Genomic DNA, 22,773 nt, shown 5'->3' on the forward strand with positions numbered 1-22,773 from the left:
TGATTTCAAGTCCCCGAAAATTTTCTAATCCGATTGCCGAGACCTTGATGAAAAATTTTGACTGGAAAATTTAACCTGGAGTTTATTGTTGTTACGATTAGGAGAACCTGATCTTGCACAGTAAAAATGAACACGAAAAAGAGGAGCTTTTTCATTAATTCCGGGGAGGATCACTCATGACCACCGGTTGCCTGTCATCATCTACCATTGTGTATGAACTCCTAAGGCAATTGTGATGCTGTCGAAACATAATTTATTTTATACGTCACGGGTGGCACCTATCAATTCGAGTTTGATTTCTTAAACTTGGCTTCGATTTTATTGTTCTCTATTATTTCCCATGCATCATAGCCTATGATACTTGGTCATGCTCGCATCGATCACAACCCGGGATCCATTTGCCAGATCATTCAGAATATGGGCTTTATTGAGAAAAATAACATTTTTTTGCTTTCTATTTTAGGTCGATAATTGCAAGACTTCTAGCCAAATTAGCTCGGCATAATGCCGAACCTGGCAGCTATGCCCCTAAAACGAAAGTCTAGCTTCCTTACTGTATTATCGTATTATATTCAGTTAGCAATAATTCCCCCTTCATCTGCCATCAAGCCCGAAGATGTTCTGTGTTTTAATCGGGGTTCGTTTTCCTCTCGATCAATTTGCCAGGCTGTCCAATATTTTGTTGAATGTTGCACTCGGACGCATCCCCGCCGCCACCTTTTGCGCATCAGGATGATAATAACCGCCGATATCAACAGGCTTGCCTTTAGCGGCAACCAGTTCTTTAATAATGACATCCAGTTTGGCCGCAAGCGCTTGAGCGACAGGCTGAAACCGCTCTTTAAGCTCCTGATTGTCGTTTTGCGCCGCCAGCTCTTCAGCCCAATAGAGCGTTTCATAAACATGGGTTCCGGCATTATCCAACTCACCCACCTCACGGCCTGGAGATTTTTTATTCTCCATCAACTTGCCGGTGGCCCGGTCGAGTGTTTCTGCCAGCACTTGCGCTTTTGCATTTTGGTTTTTTCTACCCAAATGCGCCAATGATTCCGACAGAGCCAGAAATTCGCCAAGAGACTCCCATCTTAAATGCCCTTCCTTCACAAACTGCTGAACATGCTTGGGCGCCGAACCTCCCGCCCCGGTCTCAAAAAGACCCCCGCCCTGAATGAGCGGAACGATCGACAGCATTTTTGCGCTGGTGCCAAGTTCCAGTATCGGGAACAGGTCGGTCAGGTAATCCCTGAGAACATTTCCGGTGGCGGAAATAGTGTCCTTGCCTTCTTTGGCCCGTTTCAACGCATGTTTCATAGCCTCCACCGGCGACAGGGTCTGAATGTCCAGACCGCTCGTGTCGTGATCCTTCAGGTAGCGGTTTACTTTTTCAATCATCTGGGCGTCATGAGCCCGGTTTTTATCCAACCAGAAAACAACAGGCGTTGCAGACAGCCTGGCTCGGCTGACGGCCAGCTTGACCCAGTCCTGAATGGGAATATCCTTTACCTGGCAACTGCGGAAGATATCACCCGCTTCGACATCGAGTTGATGCATGATCTGTCCCGCCCCATCAATCACCCGGACAGAACCTTTTCCAGACATTTCAAAGGTCCGGTCGTGAGATCCGTATTCCTCCGCCTTTTCCGCCATCAGGCCGACATTGGGAACCGTGCCCATCGTGGTCGGGTCAAACGCACCATTCTCCCGACAAAAATCAATGGCTGACTGATAAATACCCGCATAACTGCTGTCGGGAATCAGGGCCAATGTGTCGTGTTCTTTACCATCGGGACCCCACATTTTTCCAGAGTTGCGAATCGTCGCCGCCATGGAAGCGTCAACAATGATGTCGCTCGGCACATGTAAATTGGTTATCCCTTTATCGGAATCGACCATCGCCAGCTCAGGCCCTTTCTTGATGCAAGCCTGTATGTCCGCTTCGATTTCTTTTTGCTGGGATTCCGGCAAACCCTTAATCTTGGCATACACGTCGCCCAAACCGTTATTCGGGTTGACGCCTAATTTTTTAAACGTGTCCGCATGCTTCTCAAAAGCATCTGCAAAAAAAACGGTTACGGCATGACCAAAGATGATGGGATCGGAAATTTTCATCATCGTGGCTTTCATGTGCAAAGAAAGCACCACGCCACTGTCCTTTTTTGCCGCCTCGATTTGCTTTGCAAAAAAGTTGCGCAACGCTGAGCAACTCATCACGGTCGCATCGACCACATCGCCGGCGTCAAAAGTTAATTTGTCTTTCAACACCGTGGTGCTGCCGTCCGCACTGACAAACTCGATCCTGCCCTTTCCAGCCGACTGCTCTGAAATGGTTGCAGATTTTTCATTGGAGCGGAAATCTCCACTCGTCATGGTCGCAACATTTGTTTTAGAGTCTTTTGCCCATTTGCCCATTTTGTGGGGATTACTTTTGGCGTAATTTTTGACCGAAACCGAGGCCCTGCGATCCGAGTTCCCTTGTCGCAACACCGGGTTGACCGCGCTTCCCAGAACCTTGCCATACTTGGCTTTAATTTCCTTGTCCTCGTCATTTTTCGGATTCTCCGGGTAGTCAGGAACCGCATAACCTTGAGACTGCAATTCTTGGATGGCGTCCTTTAACTGGGGAATGGACGCGCTGATATTGGGCAGCTTGATGACATTCGCTTCCGGCTTCATTACCAGTTCGCCCAGAACCGCCAGATCATCCGGTTGCCGCTGTTCGGGTTTGAGCTTGTCGGGAAACTGGCCGATGATTCTGCCCGCGAGAGAAATATCCATCGTGCCCACCTTGACACCCGCCACTTGCGTGAAAGACTGCACTATCGGAAGAAACGATCCGCTCGCAAGCTCTGGCGCTTCATCAACTTTTGTATATATGATATCTGGCTGGTCTGTATTTACCATGATCACAAATTTCCTCAAAAAAATAGATTGGTTTATGGATTAATGGATTACCGGAATGGTTCAATCCAGAAGAATGATAAGAAAACACTTGAAAAATAAAAGAGTGTGGATGGGGGGTAAACTAAATTATTGAGTGGGTTTTGTCAAGCCATTTTGGTCCCCATCCCTATGGAATCATTGAAAAAACCATACACTTTAATCCCATTAGCAAGGCAATAAAAAAAGTTCGTCCATCCGAACCACGACCTTCAAAAACCCCGTATTGCCAAACCTCTTTTAATTCCATGGCCTTATTTCCATTTCCAGGATTTGAAGTTTGGTGATATCCTTTTCTTATACTGAGGGTAGTTATCACATTATGAACACAATGTTGAACCTGTCCTTTTCATCCACAGGCATGTCATGAATACAGAGTGACTCCCGTTCAGAATCAGTTGTTAATCCACCCCTTCCGTTGCCGTTCAGCGAGGTCCCCTATACTTTAATGAGTCAATCGACCCACCATTACAAATTCGGAATTGATTTCCGCCCGGTCCAGAATATCCCCGACAACCCAAGGGAACGCCTGGAATTTTTTACGGCCTTCAAGGTCCTGATGAGAGATGAAAAGGAAAAAATCCGTGCCTGGCACCGGGACGGCGCCGGAGGCCGGGAAGTCATTCAAGCCCATACCTGCCTGATCGATGCCGTCATTCGCCATCTCATCAACGCTCTGGCGTCGATCAAACCTTACTCCGGGTCGAACACCCTGGAAGAATTCGCCCTGGTAGCCGTCGGCGGTTATGGCCGAGGCGAGATGAACCCGTTTTCGGACATCGACCTGTTATTTCTCCGTCCGGAAAAAATAAAAAAAATAACCGACACATTCATTCAAGACCTCATTTCAATTTTCTGGGGAATCGGTCTGGAAATCGGCCATAGTTGCCGGACCATTAAAGAGTGTATCCAACTTGCCAAAGAAGATCTGACCATCAAGACTTCGATGATAGAAACCCGGTTTTTGATCGGTCAAAAAGAAATATACGAAGATTTCAACCAATCCTTCGAAAAAAACGTTCTTAAAAAAAATATCAAACAATTTCTGGATTCAAAACTGAAGGAAAAATATTCCCGTTACGGAATGGAAGATGGGTTGGTTGGCACCCGGGAACCCAATATTAAAGAGGGCGCCGGCGGATTGCGAGACTACCACACCGCTTTATGGGCGACGGCGGTCCGATTTGGCTGTCTGTCGATTCGGGAAATTGGTCAAAATGCAATGATCTCGAAACAGGAAGTGGACACGCTTTACGAGTCCGTCAACTTTTTACTCAGAGTGCGCAATGAACTGCATTACCTGGTAGAAAAAAAATCTGACGTGCTCAGTCTCGATATTCAAAAAAAACTGGCCGCGAATCTGAATTACACGGGAAATAACGAAACCGCCTGTGTCGAAAACTTCATGCGCGATTATTTTCTGCATGCCACAAACATCAAAAATTTCTCCCACACCGTGTTCGAACTTTGCCGACAAACTCAGCGTTCTTTCAAGTCGGTACTTTCTACCCTGACGCAAAAATCTCTGGGTGACGGATTCATTGCCAAGGACTCGACCCTGCTGATGGAGGGGAACCTGGAAGAAAGATTCCAAAACGACCGGACTCTCCTTCTTAAACCATTTGAACTTTGCCGGAAAAATAACCTGGCACCCGATTTTGGTCTAAAAAGACAACTCCACCGTCATAAACACCTGCTGGACGAGGAGTTCATAAAAGAAACTTCCGTAAAAAATTTTTTATTTTCTCTCCTTGAGGAGCCACATGCGGAAAAAGGCCTCAGGCTCTTGCATGAATCGGAAATACTGGGCCAGATCCTGCCTGAGTTTGGCCGGGCGCACTGCATGGTCAGTTATGATTTTTATCATCGCTACACCGCCGATGAACATTCTCTGAGAATGGTGCACTTTCTGGAAGAACTGATAGACCCCGACGGACACGGTCTTGATGAGTTGGCCCAAATTTACCAGAAAATTTCCAAGAAACCACTGCTCAAATTTGCGGTCCTCCTGATTTCCATTGGAAAAGATCATGGGTCTCAAACGAGCTGCAACCAGGGAGATATTTTGTCCGCGATAACCGATCGTCTTAAACTCACCGCCTCTGAAGCCCAAACGCTGAGTTTCCTGATCGCCAACCAGATTGAAATGATCGAAACCGCCTTGCACCAGGACATTCACGAACCGGAAATTATTAAAAATTTCGCGGAAAAAGTGGGCAATGAAGAGCGGTTGAAACTTTTATATCTCATCAGCTATGCGGACCTTAGAGCCGTGGCCCCGGGAACGTGGACCGCATGGAAAAGTGTTTTATTGTCCGACCTGTATCACCGTATCCTTCAGCACCTGGAACGACCGGCGTCTCTGAAGGAAAAGTCCAAAACCACCAGTGATGAGGTATACAAAGCCCTGCAGTCAGAGTTTCCTGTGGAGGAAATCGAACAGCATCTCGCCCGGCTTCCGAAAAATTACCTGCTATCATCGATATCCGAAGAAATCGCTTTGCACCTGCGCCTCATTCGATCCCTCAAGGATAAACGGTTTATTTTCCATCATCAATACAACGAAGCGGGAAACTTCCACAATGTGACCCTGTGCTGTCTGGCAAAACTGGAAGCCTTCAAAAAACTGGTGGGAACGCTGACCGCGAAAAACCTTAATATCCTGAGCGCCCGCATCTATTTAAAAAAAGACGGCATCGTCATCATCACCCTGCAAGTGGGAGCCGCCAAAGAAGACCCGAAAAGCCTGAAAGTCTGGAAAGACGTAAAACGCAACCTCGGGGAAATTTTCGAGGGCAGAATGGACCTGCGCACTTTATTTGCCGCCCGAACACGATACGTCGTTGCAAAAACAGCCTCCCTGGCAATCATCCCTAAAATTCAAGTGGACAACGCGATGAAAACCCCGTTCACGATTGTCCGCATCGAAGCCCGTGACCATATCGGCATGTTGTACAAAATCGCCACCGTGTTTTCAGAATTTGGCATTCAGATTCATCGCGCCAAAATCTCGACCAAAGGCGACCGGGGAATCGATGTTTTTTACGTGTCTCTGAACGACAAAAAAATCGTATTCCCAAAGCTGATCCTCAGGATCAAGGATAAACTCGTCCAAATCCTGTTGATCGACAAGCTGGAAGACATCGGCTGAGCTGAAAAAATTCTGCTCTTTACCAAGCTTGTCATCCTGAGCTTGTCGAAGGATAGGAGAGGTTTTTAAATAAAACTTTCCTTAAAACATCCAGCGCAAAAACCATGAATCTTTATTTAATAGGCTTATTAATATTCCCCGGATGGCTGCTGGCGTCATCGCATGACGCCCCTCAGCCCCAGCTGGAATTGGGCAAGGAAATTTATCTCAAACGGTGCAAGGTGTGTCATGGGATTGAAGGCGATGGAAAGAGCTTCGCCGCCAACGCCTTGAACCCGCCGCCTAAAAATTTCACATCCGCACAATCGAAAAAAGAACTCACCTGGGAACGGATGATCGCATCCGCCACCAATGGCCGCCCCGGAACCGCCATGATGCCGTGGAAGGACAATCTATCCAAAGAAGAAATGCGCGCGGTGGTTCACTATATTCGCAAGGAGTTGATGGGGGGGAGGATGGATTATTAAACCTAATTTATTTAAGATCACTTAACTTTAAAAGGAAAGGCTTTTGAGGGTACTTTTGGATAGTGGTAAATGCCCTTTACTTGGTAGCTTTTGCTCCTTATTACATTTGGAAAAATCTCATAAAATTTCCTTTTAGTCATTCGAAATATTCCACTCCTCCGTGTTTCGACCTGAAATAAATCATCATCATTCAAAGGTTCAATATATTTAGCCTTAAAGCATAACCGGGCATGGGAATAAGCTAACATTTGAATAAAACCTCCTTATTTGATATTTTAACACTATATCAAAACTTGATCTAAAATAAGAAAGGGGATTTCTCATAAATTTCCAATCCTTTTAAGCATCCATCTGTCAATTTGCTATGAATACCTAACTTTACCTAGAGGGAGGAAAGAAAGTTTTGGAAGCTATCCTATGGTTTTTAGGTATTTCCCTTTTTATCAGTTGGGTTTTTGGAATTTTTCAAGAAGACAAGATCGATCTTAACCCAAAAATAGAACAACTTGAAATCCAGCTCGAAGAAAAGGACAAAGAAATTGGGCGACTGCGTAAGCAAATTGAACATTTACAAACGTTGGTACAAAATTATCAGAACCGGGATGGGAAATCCTTCAAGGAACTTATTAAAGAGCAGGGACCAATCAAGGGATTGGGTGAATTAGTTGATGACAGTAAAAACGCTTCAAAGCCGGAAGAAAAATGGTTGCCTAAAGAAAGCTATGATAGGTGGCGGGAACAAGATTAACCAACTAAAGATCGGTTTTACGCAGGCCCAAAATGGCGTCTAATATCCATGCTTTGATGGAGGATACGGGCGACAAAAATCCCCGGCGGTCGGACCACGTAAAAGACTATATGCCTGCCGTGTTCATAACGGAAAATCCCTTTTTCGATTTCGTCAGCCGGACGGCCTTGATGCGGATTTTCTGCCAAAGTTTGCAGGCAATGATCCAAGTCCAGAAAATATTTATCGGCCTGGCCTTCGCCAAAAGTCTCAATCGAATACTGATAAATTTCCGTTAAATCCTGGTCGGCTTTTTGGGAAAGTTCATAGTCAGGCATTTTTAAGCCGAACTTTGGTATCTTTAACGATGTCCTGGATCTTCCGCGGACTGGTTCCGCTGTACAGACCTTCAAGTACAGCCTCTTTCAGAGCCTCGCGCTTCCTTTGATCGCTCCGGATCAGGTCACGGATGTAATCACTGGCATTGGCATACTCCCCGCCTTTCACTTGCGCGTTGACCCATTCCCGCATTACATCGGGTAAAGAAACATTCAAACTCGCCATTTTTATGCACTCCCATAAGATTAATGACAATATTTGCCATTATATGCCAATATCCGCATATCGTGCAACTCTGAGAAAAGGCTAATGGGGTGACTTTGGAGGCACGCGCATAGGTTTTCATGCCTCCCCCACATTCATTTCTTCATCGTTTTACCCAGTTTCGACTCAATGGACGCAACCTTGGACTCCAGCCGCCCGGTTTTGCCTTCGCGGTGGTCGATTTTGATCGAGCAGGTGATGCGCTTGCAGTCGGCCCTCATCGTGTCATAGCACTTTTTCACCACCGCCATCACCTCGTCCCATTCTCCTTCCAACACTGTGCCCATCGGGTTCAGGCGATAATCCACGCCACTTTCGTCGATAATTTTAAGCGACCGGCTGACATACTTGCTGACACTTTCCCCCTTATCCATTGGGGACATGCTGAATTCCAGAAGCACCATCTTTTTAACTCCTTAAAAAATATTTACTTGCAATCGGGGACTCAATTGTGAAATGATCCTACACTTCCATTCGAGATTCCAGCGGATTTTCGAAAATCCAAGTAAAGGCGGTAATATGCATTGCCCGAAATACAAGATTTACGCGAAAAAATAGACAAGATTGACGATCAGCTGTTGAAGCTGATCAACCGACGGGCCGCTCTCGCGATCCAGATAGGCAAAGAAAAGTCCAAAGCCAACAGTGCCAAGCATTTCCATGTTCCCCACAGGGAGCGGGATATCATACGGCGTTTAACAGACAGCAACCAGGGGCCGTTCCCGGATGAAGCCGTGGAAGTGGTTTTTCGCGAAGTTTTCTCCGCGACCCTCGCCCTGGAAAAACCCCTCAAAATAGCCTTTCTGGGTCCGGAAACCACGTTCAGCCACCAGGCCGCTATCAAGCAATTCGGTCGTTCTGCCGTCTTGACTCCATTCAACAGCATCGAAGTCATATTTTCCGAGGTTGAGCAGGGAAATTGTGATTACGGCATCGTTCCGGTAGAAAACTCCACCGAAGGGGTCATCAACCTGACTCTCGACTGTTTCGTGGACTCTCCCCTTTTGATCTGCGACGAGATCAAGCTGGAAGTTTCGCTGTGCCTGTTGTCCAAAGCTGAGGACATGAATAGCATCAAGGTGATTTACTCGCACCCCCAGGCCCTGGCCCAATGCAGGAACTGGCTGAACCGGCATCTGCCCGGCGTCGAGCAAATCCCGTTTTCAAGTACGGCCAGCGCCGCGCAACTGGCCAGCAAGAAAAAAACCACCGCCGCCATTGCCGGAGCGCTCGCCGCAGAAGTGAATCAATTGAATGTTCTGGCCAAAAAAATCCAGGACCGGCCAGACAATCACACCCGTTTCCTGATCATCGGCAAGGAAAAAGCCAAAAAGGCCAAGAGCAACAAAACCACCCTCATGTTTTCCATCAAGGATGAAGCCGGTTCCCTGCTCAATGTCCTGCAAATGTTTGCCATGCATAAAATCAATCTGACGAAAATTCAATCCCGGCCTCTAAGAAACAGAACCTGGGAGTACCTTTTCTACCTTGATTTCGACGGTCATGTCGATGACCCCAACGTCCAGAAAGTGATCGACGCCTTGAGCCGGCAAAGCCTGTTCATGAAAGTTTTGGGGTCTTATCCAGAGTCGAGGACCAAGGCATGAAGACGTTCGAGCAAATCACCATCATCGGGGTGGGTCTTTTGGGCGGATCTTTGGCGCGCGTGTGTAAAAAAAAGGGGCTGGTCAAAAACGTTGTTGGTTTTGGAATGAACCCCGAAAAACTAAAAAAAGCCCAAGAGCTCGGCATCATCGACTCCTACGCAACCGACTTGCAGACCGCTGTCAGGCATTCCGATTTGGTCGTTCTTTGTACGCCGGTGAGTACATTGGGGCCGATTGCCGGTGAAATTGCGGCTTTTCTTAAGCCCGGTTGCATCGTGACAGATGTAGGGTCGGTCAAGAAAACGGTGGTGAGTGATATTCAATCCCAGTTGCCGGACTCGGTTTATTTTGTCGGCTCCCATCCAATAGCGGGTGGAGAAAAATCCGGCTTTGGAGCCTCGTCGCCTGATTTATTCGAGCAGCAAAAATGCATTGTCACCCCGACCCTGAAAACCAATGCTTCCGCTCTGGCGAGGGTGAAAGAATTCTGGGAACAAACAGGCATGCAGGTCATCAGCCTGGATGTAGAAGAGCACGACACTATTTTTGGAGCGGTCAGCCATTTGCCCCATATCATCGCCTACACTCTGATGAACACCATTGGCGGTATCTCCACCAAAAACCATACGGAGGTTATCTCTTTTTCCGGAGGCGGGTTGAAAGATATCACGCGGATCGCCTCCAGCAATCCGGTCATGTGGCGGGACATCTTCTTATCCAATAAAAAACCCGTTTTAAGCCTGATCGATAAATTCCAGGCATCCCTGCAGCAAGTGCGAAACGCCATAGAAAACGAAGACAGCCAATTGCTGGAACAAACGTTTGAGACGGCAAACAAATATCGTTTAAACCTGAGTGAAGAATAAATGATCATCGCAATCGACGGACCTGCTGGTAGTGGAAAGAGTTCCGCCGCTAAAATTGTCGCCCAAAAAATGCAGTTTAGACATATCAATACCGGCGCCATGTATCGGGCGGTTGCCTGGAAGGCCCAGCAATTGGGAATGACATTGGACCATGAAGAAGACATTGCCGAGGTTGCCAGGAATCTGAATATACAATTTATTCCCGGACCCGAGGGCCAAGCCGTTGTTGTTGACGAAAAAGATGTGACCGGCCTCTTAAGAACCAAATCCGTTGACCAGGACGCCGCCATCGTTGCTTCTCTTGGAAAGGTTCGGGAAATCCTGGTCGCCTCCCAGAGGACGATGGGGAAAAGCGGCAATATCGTCATGGAAGGGCGCGACATTGGCACCGTCGTTTTCCCCGAGGCGGATAAAAAGTTTTTTCTGGACGCCACCCCCGAAGAAAGAGGGAAACGCCGCTATCTGGAGTTGAAAGCAAAAAATCAGGCTGTGGACCTTGATGCCATCATAGAACAGGTAAAACTCAGGGATGACAAAGACAGAAATAGAAAAGTATCTCCCCTGAAACCTGCGGAGGATGCAATTTGTCTGGACACCACGAGCCTTGATTTGAACGAAGTAGTGAACCATATGATGGGTTGGATTCAAAAAAACCCGACTTGTTAGAGGGGACCGTTGAAAATGAGTATTTTTTTGGCTTTTGCCAGGACCGCCCCTTAATTATTAAAAGGGTTGCCCCGGAGTCCGAGTTGGATTTTTCGGGGCCCCTGAATTATTAACTGAAAGTGAGAGTTATTTGATCATGAAAACTGATGCAACCCTGAGAGCCCAAATGGACCAGGATGAACTTGCGGAAAAGGATAAATTATCCACCGAGGACCAAGTCTCCTACGATGAAATGGAAGCCTACTTCAGTGAAAGTCTGGGCCAGTTCAAGGAAGGCCAAATCATCAACGGAACCGTTATCGAAGTCCATAAAGACCATATCATCGTGGATGTTGGCTTTAAGTCCGAAGGCCTCATCTCGCTGCATGAGTTTCCTGATCATGGCAAGAGTCTTGTCGCCGGATCTGAGATTGAAGTGTATCTGGAACGCGTGGAAGACAACGAAGGCAATGTTGTTCTGTCCAAAGAAAAGGCCATCAAAATCAAAATTTGGGATGACCTGGTGAAAACCTATGAAGCCGATCAAACCATCGAAGGCATTGTCATTGCCAAGGCCAAAGGCGGACTCACCGTCGATATTGGCCTCAAGGCTTTCCTTCCTGGTTCGCAGATCGACTTGCGCCCGATCCGCAATCTGGAAAAACTGATCGGCGACACGTTCAAAATGAAGATCATCAAGATGAACAAAAAACGGGGAAATATCGTCCTTTCCCGCAGAATTCTTCTTGAAGAGCAACGCACACAACTCAGAGAAGGTACCCTGGAGCAGATGGCCGAGGGCAACCTTATCGAAGGTATTGTCAAAAACATCACCGAATACGGCGTCTTCATCGACCTTGGCGGCATGGACGGTTTACTGCATATCACAGACATGTCCTGGGGCCGGGTCAACCATCCCTCCGAAATGTTTGCCATTGGCGACATGGTTAAAGTGATGGTTCTCAAATACGATAAAGAGAAAGAGCGCGTCTCCCTCGGCTTGAAACAAATCACCCCCGATCCGTGGGTGGAGGTTGAAGGCAAGTTCCCCGTTGGCACCAGAATCAAAGGACGCGTGGTCAGCATCACCGATTACGGGGTTTTTGTGGAATTGGAAAAAGGCATCGAAGGCCTGGTTCACATTTCAGAAATGAGTTGGAGCCGGCACGTCAAACACCCAAGTAAAATGGTGGCGCTCAACGATGACGTGGAAGCCGTCGTGCTCACTCTGGATAAAGAAAGAAAACGAATTTCTCTCGGGATGAAACAAATCGAACCCAATCCCTGGGAAGGTATCGATGGGAAATATCCCATTGGCTCCGAAGTCGAGGGTACGGTCAGAAACCTGACGGACTTTGGCGCATTTGTCGAACTGGAAGATGGAGTGGACGGTCTGATTCACATTTCCGACTTGAGCTGGAAGAAGATCAAACACCCTTCCGAAGCGCTCAGAAAGAAAGACAAAATCAAATCCGTTGTCCTCAGCATCGACAAAGGCAACAGCCGGATTTCGCTGGGAGTCAAGCAACTCGAGCCCGACCCATGGAACGATATTGCTAAAAACTATCCCATCGGCACCGAAGTGACCGGGAACATTATTAAAGTGACCGGGTTCGGAGCCTTTGCCGAGTTTGGCGATGGACTGGAAGGATTGATCCATGTCTCGCAATTGTCTTCGAATAAAGTTGCATCTCCCGACCAGGTGGTGAAGGTTGACGATCCCATTCAAGCCAAAGTTATTAAGGTGGATACCGTCAACAAGAAAATCGCTTTGAGCATCAAAGCGTTTGAACAAAACCTGAGCATTGAAGAAATCGAAAAAGAACAGGCTGAATTCGAAAACTTCAAAGAAGAAGAGAGTAGCGAATGATTTTTTCTCTTTCTAACGGGTGATCCCTATGACTTCTTACGACGCTCCAAAATCCAAAAGATCCTTTGGTAAAATTCTTTTGCTGATTATTGGGGGAGTCTTTCTGATGATGATCGTGTCTTCCGTCATTAGCGCATTTTTTTCAGACGGTTTCATCCAGTCAGACAATCAGATCGCCGTCGTGGAAATTCAGGGAATGATCTCCAGTTCAAGAGAAATCGTTCAGCAGTTGAGGAAATTTCAACGCGCCCCCCACGTCAGGGGAATCATATTAAGAATTGATTCCCCTGGGGGTGCGGTGGGACCTTCCCAGGAAATATACAATGCCGTCGTCAGAATCAAAGAAGACGGAACGAAAAAGATTTATGCCTCGCTCGGGACCGTTGCGGCCTCCGGCGGATATTACATTGCCAGCGCCACCGATGAAATCTTCGCGAATCCGGGAACGTTGACGGGAAGTATCGGGGTCATCATGGCTTTCTCCAATATTCAGGACCTGATTTCAAAAATCGGAGTGAAGCCCGAAGTCATTAAAAGTGGAGAATTCAAGGATGCCGGTTCTCCCGTAAGACCCATTTCCGATGAAGAGCGCAAACTGCTACAAAACCTGGTGGATGATGTGCATCAGCAGTTTGTTGAAGACGTGGCAAAAGGCAGAAACCTTTCGACCGAACAAGTAAAGCCCTTGGCGGATGGGCGGGTGTTCACCGGTCGGCAGGCACTGGAATATAATCTGGTCGATCAACTTGGCGGCTTGCAGGATGCCATCGATGCTCTTGCCATTCAGGCTCACATCGACGGCCCCCCACAAATCGTGGAGGAAGAAGAAGAGGTTCCTTTCCTCGATTGGCTGTTGCAGTCCTCACTTTCAAAAAACCTGACCCAAACCCTTTCGTCTAACGCTTACCCGGTGCCCCAGTTTCTTTGGACCCTGCAATGATTAAATACGATTAAAACCCCCGCCCCAACCCTGCGATTCCCGACTCAAAAGAAAAAATTACTCAGGATCAAAATTGCAGGCTATTGATAACATTACGTTTTATCGATTTCTTCAACAATCGCTTTAATCCCTCCCTAACAAGAACCCCTGGCTCAACGCTATCAAACGGCTTGACTTCATTGACTTTAGTGCTATACTTTGAGAGCAAATTTTATTCCTGTGGATACCACCAATTATCTTTTCGTTGCGCGACGAGGGGGACCAATTAATGACAAAAGCAGAGCTGGTTGAAAAGGTGGCAAACCAAATTGACCTGACCAAAAAGCAGACCGAAATTGTTGTAAACACTGTATTTCAGAGCATTACAGAGTCGCTGAGCGAAGGGAAAAAGGTTGAGTTACGAGGCTTTGGCAGCTTCCGCATCCGAGAGAGAAACGCAAGGGTCGGGCGCAACCCAAAATCAGGTGACAAAGTCGATGTTCCCGCAAAAAGAGTACCCTTCTTTAAAGCTGGGAAAGAATTGCGGGAATTGGTGGACAACGAATAATCTCCGGTTATCCGAAACGTCGTTTTGGTCGAAAACCGGAGCACGAAAAAACTTTCAGTGCGTGGTTTTTGTTCCAGGTGGATCTCGTCGATAGGTTGACCTTCAATCGGCACTGATTCTCGATCAATCACCATTCCCAGCCTTTTTACTCTCCCCAGTCTCCTTGATAAAGACGTGGTTTTTCAGGCTGTGTGGAATTCGGCCTGTGGTGCTCCAGACTTTCCTTAAACAAAACGATCTCTCACCTTAACTATTTTTAATTGTGGTCATTTCCGGTTTTTTCACCGGACAAGTTTTAAATATAAAAACACTTCTCCCTCGAAATTCGTGGAAAGTGGTTTGACTCCAATTCGATAAGAAAAAAATCATGTCGGGAAACACGTTTGGAAAAATATTCAAAATAGCGACCTGGGGTGAATCCCATGGCCCAGGGGTCGGGGTTGTGGTTGAGGGCTGTCCGGCAGGACTGCCGCTCAAGGAGTCAGAAATCCAAAAAGAACTCGACCGCCGGAAAACCGGTCAAAGCAAGGTCACGACCACCCGCAAGGAAGGCGACAAGGTCCAGTTCATGTCCGGGGTCTTCCAGGGCAAAACGACGGGAACCCCGATTTCCATGCTGGTGATAAACCAGGACGCGGATTCCTCGAAATATGAACTGATTAAAGATCTTTTTCGCCCCGGTCACGCCGACTACACCTATCAGATGAAATACGGGTTTCGTGATTACCGTGGCGGAGGCCGCTCCAGCGCACGGGAAACCGTGGGTCGGGTCGCCGCCGGCGCCATCGCCAAAAAACTCCTCAAACGCCAGAAAATAAAAATAACCGGTTATACCCGGCAAATCGGACCCATCCGTGCCCAAAACTTCGATTTCGATGAGATCGAAAAAAATATCATCCGCTGCCCCGACAAAGCCATGGCCGAGAAGATGATCGCCCATGTCATGAAAGCCAGAAAAATAGGCGACTCTGTCGGCGGCATTGTGGAAGTCGTGGTTGAGGGCGTTCCTGCCGGCCTCGGAGAACCGGTTTTCGACCGGCTCGATGCCGACTTGGCCAAGGCCGTCATGAGCATTCCAGCGGTCAAGGGAGTGGAAATCGGCATTGGATTTGAAGCCGCCGAGATGCTCGGCTCCGAATGCAATGATGCCTTTATCATGAAAGGCCGAAAAATCACCACAAAAACCAACCATGCCGGCGGTATTCTCGGAGGAATTTCCAACGGGGAGAATATTGTTCTCCGTATGGTGGTGAAACCCACATCGTCCATCAACAAAACCCAAAACACCGTCACCCAAAAAGGCAAGACCGCGACCATCAACGTCGAAGGCCGGCACGATCCCTGTATCTGCCCCCGTGCCGTTCCCATTGCCGAGGCCATGGTCGCCCTGACTCTGATCGATCACTGGATGCGCCAACAGTTATCCCGCTTGAAATAGCGGCCTTTTGCGTCCTCTATTTCCTGACGCTTCGCAAGATTACTAGATCTGAAAATTTATACTTGTCACTGCCTCGTTATTTCCACTATCCTGTCCCTGCCGAAAACCTTTAAACGCGGGCAAAACACCAAGGAATATAAAACGTTATATGAAAATAGGGTTTGTACAAAATAATCCCCTATTCGGGGATATTGAGAACAACCTGGCGCAGGTGCTCGGTGTGCTGGCTGAAGAAAGCGCGGACCTTTTTGTCCTGCCGGAGCTTTTCACCACGGGCTATCAGTTCATCAACCGGGAGGAGGCCCTGGAACTTGCCGAAACCGTTCCCGACGGGTTGACCACCCAGTCTCTCATCTCTCTGGCAAAAAACATCAATGCCGTCATCGTCGGGGGAATCGTTGAGCGTGAAGGGGACGCCATTTACAACAGCGCCGTGATGGTGGGCCCTTACGGCTTCATCGGCAAATACCAGAAAGCCCATCTCTTCGATACCGAAAAGCAGATTTTTCAGCCGGGAACAACACCGCTCGCGGTTTTTGACATCGGTTGCGCGCGCGTGGGGATGATGATCTGTTTCGACTGGCGTTTTCCTGAAACCGCGCGCACACTGGCCTTAAAGGGCGCCGACATCATCGCTCATCCCGCCAATCTGGTTTTAAAACATTGCCCGGATGCCATGATCACCCGCTGTCTCGAAAACGGGATTTTTATCGCCACCGCAGACAGGGTCGGACAGGAGGAACGCATTCCCGGTCAACGTCTGAAGTTTATGGGTCAGAGTCAGGTGGTGGCCCCGTCCGGCGAGGTCTTGTACCGGGCATCCCTGGACCAGGAGGAAGTTAAGGTGGTCGAACTGGATATTGCGTCAGCCAGGGATAAACGCCTCAACCCGAACAATCATCTGTTTGCAGACCGAAGGGAAGACCTTTACAGACTCAATTAAATTTTGCTACCCTTGGCAGAGTTTTTGAATGCTCAAGGGTTTTACAGAATGATCCCATCCATCGCTAATACCTCGTGCCCTCCCAATGTGCGTGGAGGTTCAGGAAAGGAATATTATGGAAAAAAACAAGTCCCGATTTTTAAAAAGCGCAGAAGGAAGCATTTACGACTCCCTGACCAGCCTGACCTGGCTCGCCAACGACTCCCGGTTGGACCTGGATAAGGAAGTGACCTGGGACGAAGCCGAACAATATGCCAGGGATATGAACGATAAAAATTTCGCCGGTCACAACGATTGGCGGATGCCCACCATTCATGAAGCCACTTCCCTTTTCGAAAAATCCAAACTCAACAAGGATTTCAAAGGGACGGATATCAACATCGATTCCATTTTCCCTCCCGGAATGGGCAACTGCTCCTGGACCAGTGAAACCAGAGGCGGCGAAGCGCAAATCATATTTTATGTGAACGGGCTTCCCTACTGGTATCGCAAGGACGATAAAACCATTTCCCATGCCGTCCGCCTGGTCCGGCGCGATTAATATTGATACCAGAGAGCGACACGGGCAGGAGCCATTGCAACAAATTCTGGGTGAATTTATTTGCAAGCTCCTGCCCCTTCAACAAAAAAAAACCCGATCCAGACAAAACGTCTGTTATTGCGCCTTCTTAGCGTTTTTTGGCTGCGACCCAAAATAGGGAACCGTTTCGTCCTGAATCGAAAACTTTTGGTAAAGCGCCTGAAATTCATCGGTGCTCAAGGCCGGGTCCAGTAACTGTTGAACCTGTTCCGGGGTTACATTCTGTTGGGACGGTTCATCAAACATCGTGACCCCAACCCCGAACCAATGCGAGGAGATAAAGGCCTGGTTGACAATCTGATCCACACCGCTTGTGTATTTCAATGTCCGTTCCAGCACGTGCCGGGCGATATAAGCCGGAACACAGCGGCCAATGGCCACCACCTTGGAAGTGTCGCCAACGGGATAAGGACGCAAAGCCACCCGGGTGTGCCCCATTTCCGCGAATTCCTTGAAAATAGCCTTCTCCTGCTTTTTGAATTTTTTGGAGATATAGCCCTCGACCTTGACACGTTTTTCTTCCACCGGAACGCACACGTCATCAGCAAAGGCATTGGGGGAAGCTATCACCAGACCCAAAATCAATACCATCCCACCCAGAACACTCATTTTTTTGAACATAAAACCCCATTTCCAAGAATTGGATAACACGACCAGACATTAAAGGAACTTCTAATAATTCGATAATTTTTCTTTAAGGCAACTCACGGGCCCTAATCTCATAAGGGCCGCTCATGGCCAAACACAATTTTTAGAGGCACTCTCAAATGTTTTAAAATGTGAGGGCTATCCTTTGATATAATATTACAGAGACCCGGAAATTTGATATTTATTCACGCCACCCCTAACACGTCCATTATAGAAACTGGATGTTTCTGAAAAAATCCGGGGGCGGAAGATCACCATTCAATACTTAATATTAAGCATTTTTTCGTGAATATTCTTCGGCGCATTTTTCACTGCAAAAACAGTGTTCCTGTCCGGCCACCACCCGTCGCAAAGCCTCTGCTTCGGGAACATAAGTTTCGCAATTGGGGTCCTTGACCATCTCCTTGGCAGGCCCCCCCGTCCCGGAGGGCGATGGGAAAAATGTACGCACCAAAAGAATAAAAACGGTTACGATGAGTCCTAACAAAATGAATCGAGTCATAATATCATTGTAATTTTTACACCAGACAAATTCAACGTAATTTGGAAAGCTCAAAAAATGCACACAACTATTTCTGAATGAACAAAGAAACGGATAAAGACGAAATAGAAGAAGAACCGGAAAATAACCGTCTTCTTCCTGTGGTTCGGGCGAACGAATCCCTCGCCAGGCTGGACCCGCTGACCGCCTATTTACGGGAAATTCGGCAATACGAAGGACTTTCGGAGGAGGAAGAGCATGCCCTCGCCGTCAAATACAAGAAAACGGGGGATCTCAACGCCGCGTATCGGTTGACCACAGCCCACCTGATGATGGTGGTGCGAATTGCGATGACCTTCAAACGCGAATGGAATACCATGATGGATCTGGTGCAGGAAGGAAACATCGGTCTCATGAAGGCGGTCAAGAATTTCGATCCGCTTCGCGGCGTCCGGCTTTCCGCCTATGCGACCTGGTGGATTCGTTCCTATATGTTGAAATATATTCTCGACAATTGGCGGCTGGTGAGAGTCGGCACCACCAATGTGCGTAGAAAATTGCTTTTCAATCTGCAAAAGGAAAAAGAACGACTGGAAAGAGAAGGGTTCGCCCCCACCACCAAACTGCTGGCCGAACGATTCGGTGTGGACGAGGAGGAAGTGATCGATGTCGATGCCAGCCTGGGAGCCGCCGATGTGCCCATGGATGCCCCCTTGAGCGCCGGAAGCACCCAAACCCCTGCGGATACCTTAGGTCATGACCAAACCCCCGAACAACATGTCGTCTCTAAAATGTTCAAAGAAACACTGCAAGAAAAAATTGAGGCATTTAAGGAAGACCTGAAACCCGTTGAGCAGGAGATCCTCGAAGACCGCGTCTTGTCGGAATCCCCCCTTTCCCTTCAGGAACTCGGGGATCGCCATGGCATCACCCGCGAGGCAATTCGTCAATCAGAACAACGGCTGTTGAAAAAATTCAAAACTTATATTAAAAAACATCTACCGGAAGCGGCAGAGTATTTCCGTTAATAAAAAAGTAGCACAGGCTGGGAAGCCTGTGCAAAAACCAGGAGAAGAAAAATGACCAGTCGAATCGAAACGGACAGCATGGGGGAAATTCAGGTTCCCAACGACCGATATTATGGAGCCCAAACCGCCAGGTCCCTCATCCATTTCGACATCGGCATAGAAACCATGCCCCGTGAGATCATCCGCGCCATGGGTATCTTGAAAAAAGCGTCAGCCATCGTCAATTCCTCCCTCGGCCTCCTGCCGGCGGACAAAAAGGATTTGCTGGTCCAGGCGGCGGATGAAGTGATCGCGGGCAAACTAGACGCTCATTTCCCACTTAGAATCTGGCAGACCGGATCGGGCACCCAGAGCAATATGAATTCCAACGAAGTCATCGCCAACCGCGCCATTGAAATCAGCGGCGGTCAAATAGGCTCCAAGGACCCCGTCCATCCGAACGACCACGTCAATATGGGCCAATCATCCAACGACACCTTTCCTACCGCCATGCACATTGCCGCCGTGGAACAAATTCATGACCGGCTGATTCCATCCATCACCGAACTTCGGGATGCTTTCAGAAAAAAATCCACCGAATTCAAGGACATCATTAAAATCGGGCGCACCCATCTGATGGACGCAACGCCACTGACGCTCGGTCAGGAATTCAGCGGCTACACCACCCAGCTCGATTACGCGCTGGACCGAATTCAGGGATGCCTGCCGCGCATGTATCAAATCGCACTCGGCGGAACCGCGGTTGGGACCGGGCTCAACACGCACCGGGACTTTGCCGTACAGGTCGCCGACAAAATTGCCGAGCTCACGGGCTTGCCCTTCATCACGGCGCCCAACAAATTTGAATCTTTAGCGGCGCACGATGCCATTGTGGAAACCAGCGGCGTGCTCAAAACCATCGCCTGCTCGCTCATGAAAATCGGTAACGACATCCGCTGGCTGGGGTCCGGGCCGCGCTGCGGTATCGGCGAGATCATTCTGCCCGCCAACGAACCGGGAAGCTCCATCATGCCGGGGAAAGTCAACCCCACCCAGTCCGAAGCGATGACCATGGTCGCCGCGCAAGTCATCGGCAACGACACCACCATCAACGTCGGCGGGTCCTCCGGGCATTTCGAACTCAACGTGTTCAAACCGGTGATGATTTACAACCTGCTGCAATCCATCCGACTGCTGGCCGATTCCAGCAAATCCTTCAAACAGCATTGCGTGGTGGGCATTCAACCCAACACCGTGCAGATCGAAGCGCATTTGGAAAACTCGCTCATGCTGGTGACGGCACTCAATCCGCACATCGGCTACGACAACGCCGCCAGAGTCGCCAAAAAAGCCTATCAGGAGAACACGTCGCTCAAGGAAGCGGCAGGCGCTCTCGGCCTGTTGACGCCTGAAGAGTTCGACGAAAAAGTCCGCCCGGAAAATATGATCGGACCGAAGTAAAGATGTTGAGTTTTTTCCACGTGAGATCAAGGACTCATTGCTCACCGAGCCGGACGAAACTGCTCCAGCAATTGCAGATCACTCGTGAAGCATTGGCGGTAGGCCATCAGGGTCACCAGAAGACAGGTGATACCGGTGGCACCCGCCAGCATATAGATCACCGCCAATTGAAATTTCACCGCCGTCAACGGTGATCCGCCCGCAATGATAAAACCCGTCATGATGCCGGGCAGGTGAACCAGACCCACGGTTTTCATGGTATCGATCGTCGGAATCATCGCCGCTTTCACCGCTTGCCGGACGGCCCCCAGTGCCGCTTGCCGGGCGTTGGCTCCCAATGCCAGTAGAGTTTCAATTTGCCGCCGTTGGTGACCGAGCTCTGAGATCAGACGATTCATCGTCAACGACGAGGCTTTCATCGAATTGCCGATGATCATCCCTCCCAAGGGTATGGCGTAACGCGCCTCCGGTTGAATGACCCCCGCACCATACAAAAGTCCAAACGTGACCAGAGAGCCCAACGTAATGCCTAAAATAGCGATCCCGTGGGAATGAGGAATTTCCTTGCCGCGATTGCCGGAAATCACCCCTGCCACCGCGCTCATGAATAGCAAAATAAAAAACAGGTAAATGGGTTCTTCAATGTTTAAAATCGCATCCAATAAAAACCCGACCGCAATCAACTGCAACGTGGCGCGAATCGAGCTTGTCACCATCTCCCGTTCTATTTTCAAGTGGTTGAAATAGGAAATCAGAAGAGCCGCGATCACCAGCCCGTAGGAAAGTAGCAACGATTCATTTTCCATCCCCATCTCCTTGTCTTTGGTGCGTTGGGTCCGCATGCAACGTTCCCTGAAAGAATCGATGCAGGGTTTCATCGGCGCTGGATGCCATCAACTCTCGTATATTTCCCTCAGCAAGAATTTCTCCGTCCATGAGAATCAAAGTCCGGGCGTTGAAGCGCAACGCCTGCGCCACATCGTGCGTGACCCACAAGATGGCGGTTTTCAAGTCGCGGTTGATGGATTGAATCAACCGCTCGATGGTCAACACCGCTGTCGGGTCCAGAGCGGAAGTCGGCTCGTCCAGCATCAGCACCTGAGGATGATTGGCGAGAGACTGAGCCAGTGCCACCCGTTGCTGTTCGCCAACAGAAAGGGTCTCAACTGGGCGATCCAGAAAATCCAGAGCAAGGCCTACTTTTTGAGCCAGGGATTCACCTTCTGCGTCTTTAAATGCCCGTTTGTGCAATCGGGAACTCACAGAAATATTTTCCCGGACCGTCCCCGGCAAAAGCGCAGGTGTCTGAAAGACCATGCCGATCCGGCGGCGAAGTTCCACCGTGTCTATGGACCGGGTATCGCACCCTTCCAGAAACACGGATCCTTCGGTGATTGACTCCAAACGATTGAGACATCTTAAAAGAGAAGACTTTCCCGACCCCGAAGGCCCCAGTATCAAAAGGAAATCTCCGCGAGATAGTGCGAAGGAAATCGTTTTTAAAATTTCCTTATCCTTAGTAAGGGATAAATTAGATATTTTTAAGAGGCCGTTCATAAATTTTCCCCGAAGAGGTACGGGACCACTTTATCAAACCGAGAGAAAATATTTCAAAAAATATAAAATCTCATAAGAGGGGTTTTATTCCTTGGGGTCACCAGCGAAAAAAGGCAGAACTCGTTCAGCCGGGAGAACGATTGCTGGCAGAGGAGGTTCTTGCTATTAGCAGGTTGCTGAAAAAGAGAAAAATCCGTCAGCGGGTTAAGTTTTACAGGTTTTTGCTTTTAAGTGGCACAGCCTTTCCAGGCTGTGCGCACAGGCTGGAAAGGCGGAATTAAATTCCGCACTTCCGCAT

General features: G+C 48.6%; 22 protein-coding genes. 14 read left to right on the forward strand and 8 right to left on the reverse strand.

Annotation, left to right across the window (positions count from 1 at the left end):
• Positions 1-654 precede the first annotated feature (654 nt).
• Complete coding sequence (locus tag O3C58_12645; protein MDA0692700.1) at positions 655-2,901, reverse strand: NADP-dependent isocitrate dehydrogenase; 2,247 nt, start codon at positions 2,899-2,901, stop codon at positions 655-657.
• Between the two features lie 484 nt (positions 2,902-3,385).
• Here O3C58_12645 and glnD point away from each other — a divergent pair, with 484 nt between their 5' ends.
• From glnD to O3C58_12660, 3 genes are all read left to right on the forward strand, one after another.
• Positions 3,386-6,088 carry a [protein-PII] uridylyltransferase gene (glnD, locus tag O3C58_12650; GenBank protein ID MDA0692701.1) on the forward strand — a complete coding sequence of 901 codons (2,703 nt, stop codon included), beginning with the start codon at positions 3,386-3,388 and terminating at the stop codon, positions 6,086-6,088.
• Positions 6,089-6,192: 104 nt separating this feature from the next.
• Positions 6,193-6,555 carry a cytochrome c gene (locus O3C58_12655; protein ID MDA0692702.1) on the forward strand — a complete coding sequence of 121 codons (363 nt, stop codon included), beginning with the start codon at positions 6,193-6,195 and terminating at the stop codon, positions 6,553-6,555.
• Positions 6,556-6,958: 403 nt separating this feature from the next.
• On the forward strand, positions 6,959-7,303 hold the full coding sequence (locus tag O3C58_12660) for a hypothetical protein (GenBank protein ID MDA0692703.1): 345 nt from the start codon (positions 6,959-6,961) through the stop codon (positions 7,301-7,303).
• A gap of 17 nt (positions 7,304-7,320) precedes the next feature.
• On the opposite strand, the gene O3C58_12665 is transcribed toward O3C58_12660, so the two are convergent.
• The 3 genes from O3C58_12665 to O3C58_12675 all read right to left on the reverse strand — a co-directional run bounded on the left by O3C58_12665 (position 7,321) and on the right by O3C58_12675 (position 8,289).
• Positions 7,321-7,620, reverse strand: a complete 300-nt coding sequence (locus O3C58_12665) for a type II toxin-antitoxin system RelE/ParE family toxin (protein MDA0692704.1) — start codon at positions 7,618-7,620, stop codon at positions 7,321-7,323.
• Entirely contained in the window at positions 7,613-7,846 is a 234-nt protein-coding gene (locus O3C58_12670; GenBank protein MDA0692705.1) for a type II toxin-antitoxin system ParD family antitoxin, read from the reverse strand. The genes O3C58_12665 and O3C58_12670 overlap by 8 nt, the downstream gene beginning before the upstream one ends.
• A 134-nt stretch (positions 7,847-7,980) precedes the next feature.
• A complete protein-coding gene (locus O3C58_12675; protein MDA0692706.1) occupies positions 7,981-8,289 on the reverse strand; it encodes an MTH1187 family thiamine-binding protein in 309 nt (102 codons plus the stop codon).
• Between the two features lie 120 nt (positions 8,290-8,409).
• On the opposite strand from O3C58_12675, the gene pheA reads away from it, so the two are divergent.
• The 9 genes from pheA (at position 8,410) to O3C58_12720 (ending at position 17,282) form a co-directional block, all read left to right on the forward strand.
• On the forward strand, positions 8,410-9,492 hold the full coding sequence (gene pheA, locus O3C58_12680; protein ID MDA0692707.1) for a prephenate dehydratase: 1,083 nt from the start codon (positions 8,410-8,412) through the stop codon (positions 9,490-9,492).
• A complete protein-coding gene (locus O3C58_12685; GenBank protein ID MDA0692708.1) occupies positions 9,489-10,358 on the forward strand; it encodes a prephenate dehydrogenase/arogenate dehydrogenase family protein in 870 nt (289 codons plus the stop codon). The genes pheA and O3C58_12685 overlap by 4 nt, the downstream gene beginning before the upstream one ends.
• Positions 10,359-11,024, forward strand: coding sequence for a (d)CMP kinase (gene cmk / locus O3C58_12690; GenBank protein MDA0692709.1), 666 nt, complete (start codon positions 10,359-10,361; stop codon positions 11,022-11,024).
• Positions 11,025-11,160: 136 nt separating this feature from the next.
• Positions 11,161-12,873: a 30S ribosomal protein S1 gene (locus tag O3C58_12695; GenBank protein ID MDA0692710.1), complete on the forward strand. Its 1,713-nt coding sequence runs from the start codon at positions 11,161-11,163 to the stop codon at positions 12,871-12,873.
• Between the two features lie 28 nt (positions 12,874-12,901).
• Entirely contained in the window at positions 12,902-13,813 is a 912-nt protein-coding gene (gene sppA, locus O3C58_12700; GenBank protein ID MDA0692711.1) for a signal peptide peptidase SppA, read from the forward strand.
• 268 nt (positions 13,814-14,081) lie between these two features.
• On the forward strand, positions 14,082-14,360 hold the full coding sequence (locus tag O3C58_12705) for an integration host factor subunit beta (GenBank protein ID MDA0692712.1): 279 nt from the start codon (positions 14,082-14,084) through the stop codon (positions 14,358-14,360).
• 367 nt (positions 14,361-14,727) lie between these two features.
• On the forward strand, positions 14,728-15,798 hold the full coding sequence (aroC, locus tag O3C58_12710; protein MDA0692713.1) for a chorismate synthase: 1,071 nt from the start codon (positions 14,728-14,730) through the stop codon (positions 15,796-15,798).
• Between the two features lie 148 nt (positions 15,799-15,946).
• Positions 15,947-16,741, forward strand: a complete 795-nt coding sequence (locus O3C58_12715; GenBank protein ID MDA0692714.1) for an acyltransferase — start codon at positions 15,947-15,949, stop codon at positions 16,739-16,741.
• Positions 16,742-16,856: 115 nt separating this feature from the next.
• Complete coding sequence (locus O3C58_12720; GenBank protein MDA0692715.1) at positions 16,857-17,282, forward strand: DUF1566 domain-containing protein; 426 nt, start codon at positions 16,857-16,859, stop codon at positions 17,280-17,282.
• Between the two features lie 114 nt (positions 17,283-17,396).
• On the opposite strand, the gene O3C58_12725 is transcribed toward O3C58_12720, so the two are convergent.
• Entirely contained in the window at positions 17,397-17,942 is a 546-nt protein-coding gene (locus O3C58_12725; protein ID MDA0692716.1) for a hypothetical protein, read from the reverse strand.
• 298 nt (positions 17,943-18,240) lie between these two features.
• Positions 18,241-18,471: a hypothetical protein gene (locus O3C58_12730; GenBank protein MDA0692717.1), complete on the reverse strand. Its 231-nt coding sequence runs from the start codon at positions 18,469-18,471 to the stop codon at positions 18,241-18,243.
• Between the two features lie 77 nt (positions 18,472-18,548).
• On the opposite strand from O3C58_12730, the gene O3C58_12735 reads away from it, so the two are divergent.
• Positions 18,549-19,478 carry a sigma-70 family RNA polymerase sigma factor gene (locus O3C58_12735; GenBank protein MDA0692718.1) on the forward strand — a complete coding sequence of 310 codons (930 nt, stop codon included), beginning with the start codon at positions 18,549-18,551 and terminating at the stop codon, positions 19,476-19,478.
• A gap of 51 nt (positions 19,479-19,529) precedes the next feature.
• Positions 19,530-20,918, forward strand: a complete 1,389-nt coding sequence (fumC, locus tag O3C58_12740; protein MDA0692719.1) for a class II fumarate hydratase — start codon at positions 19,530-19,532, stop codon at positions 20,916-20,918.
• Between the two features lie 41 nt (positions 20,919-20,959).
• Here fumC and fetB read toward each other — a convergent pair whose 3' ends face one another.
• Both fetB and O3C58_12750 read right to left on the reverse strand, forming a co-directional pair.
• Positions 20,960-21,760 (reverse strand): iron export ABC transporter permease subunit FetB, encoded by an 801-nt coding sequence (gene fetB, locus O3C58_12745; GenBank protein MDA0692720.1) that lies wholly within the window; start codon positions 21,758-21,760, stop codon positions 20,960-20,962.
• Positions 21,714-22,475 carry a phosphate ABC transporter ATP-binding protein gene (locus O3C58_12750; GenBank protein MDA0692721.1) on the reverse strand — a complete coding sequence of 254 codons (762 nt, stop codon included), beginning with the start codon at positions 22,473-22,475 and terminating at the stop codon, positions 21,714-21,716. The genes fetB and O3C58_12750 overlap by 47 nt, the downstream gene beginning before the upstream one ends.
• Positions 22,476-22,773: the final 298 nt, after the last annotated feature.

It is taken from the genome of Nitrospinota bacterium (assembly GCA_027619975.1).
Lineage (GTDB): Bacteria > Nitrospinota > Nitrospinia > Nitrospinales > VA-1 > JADFGI01.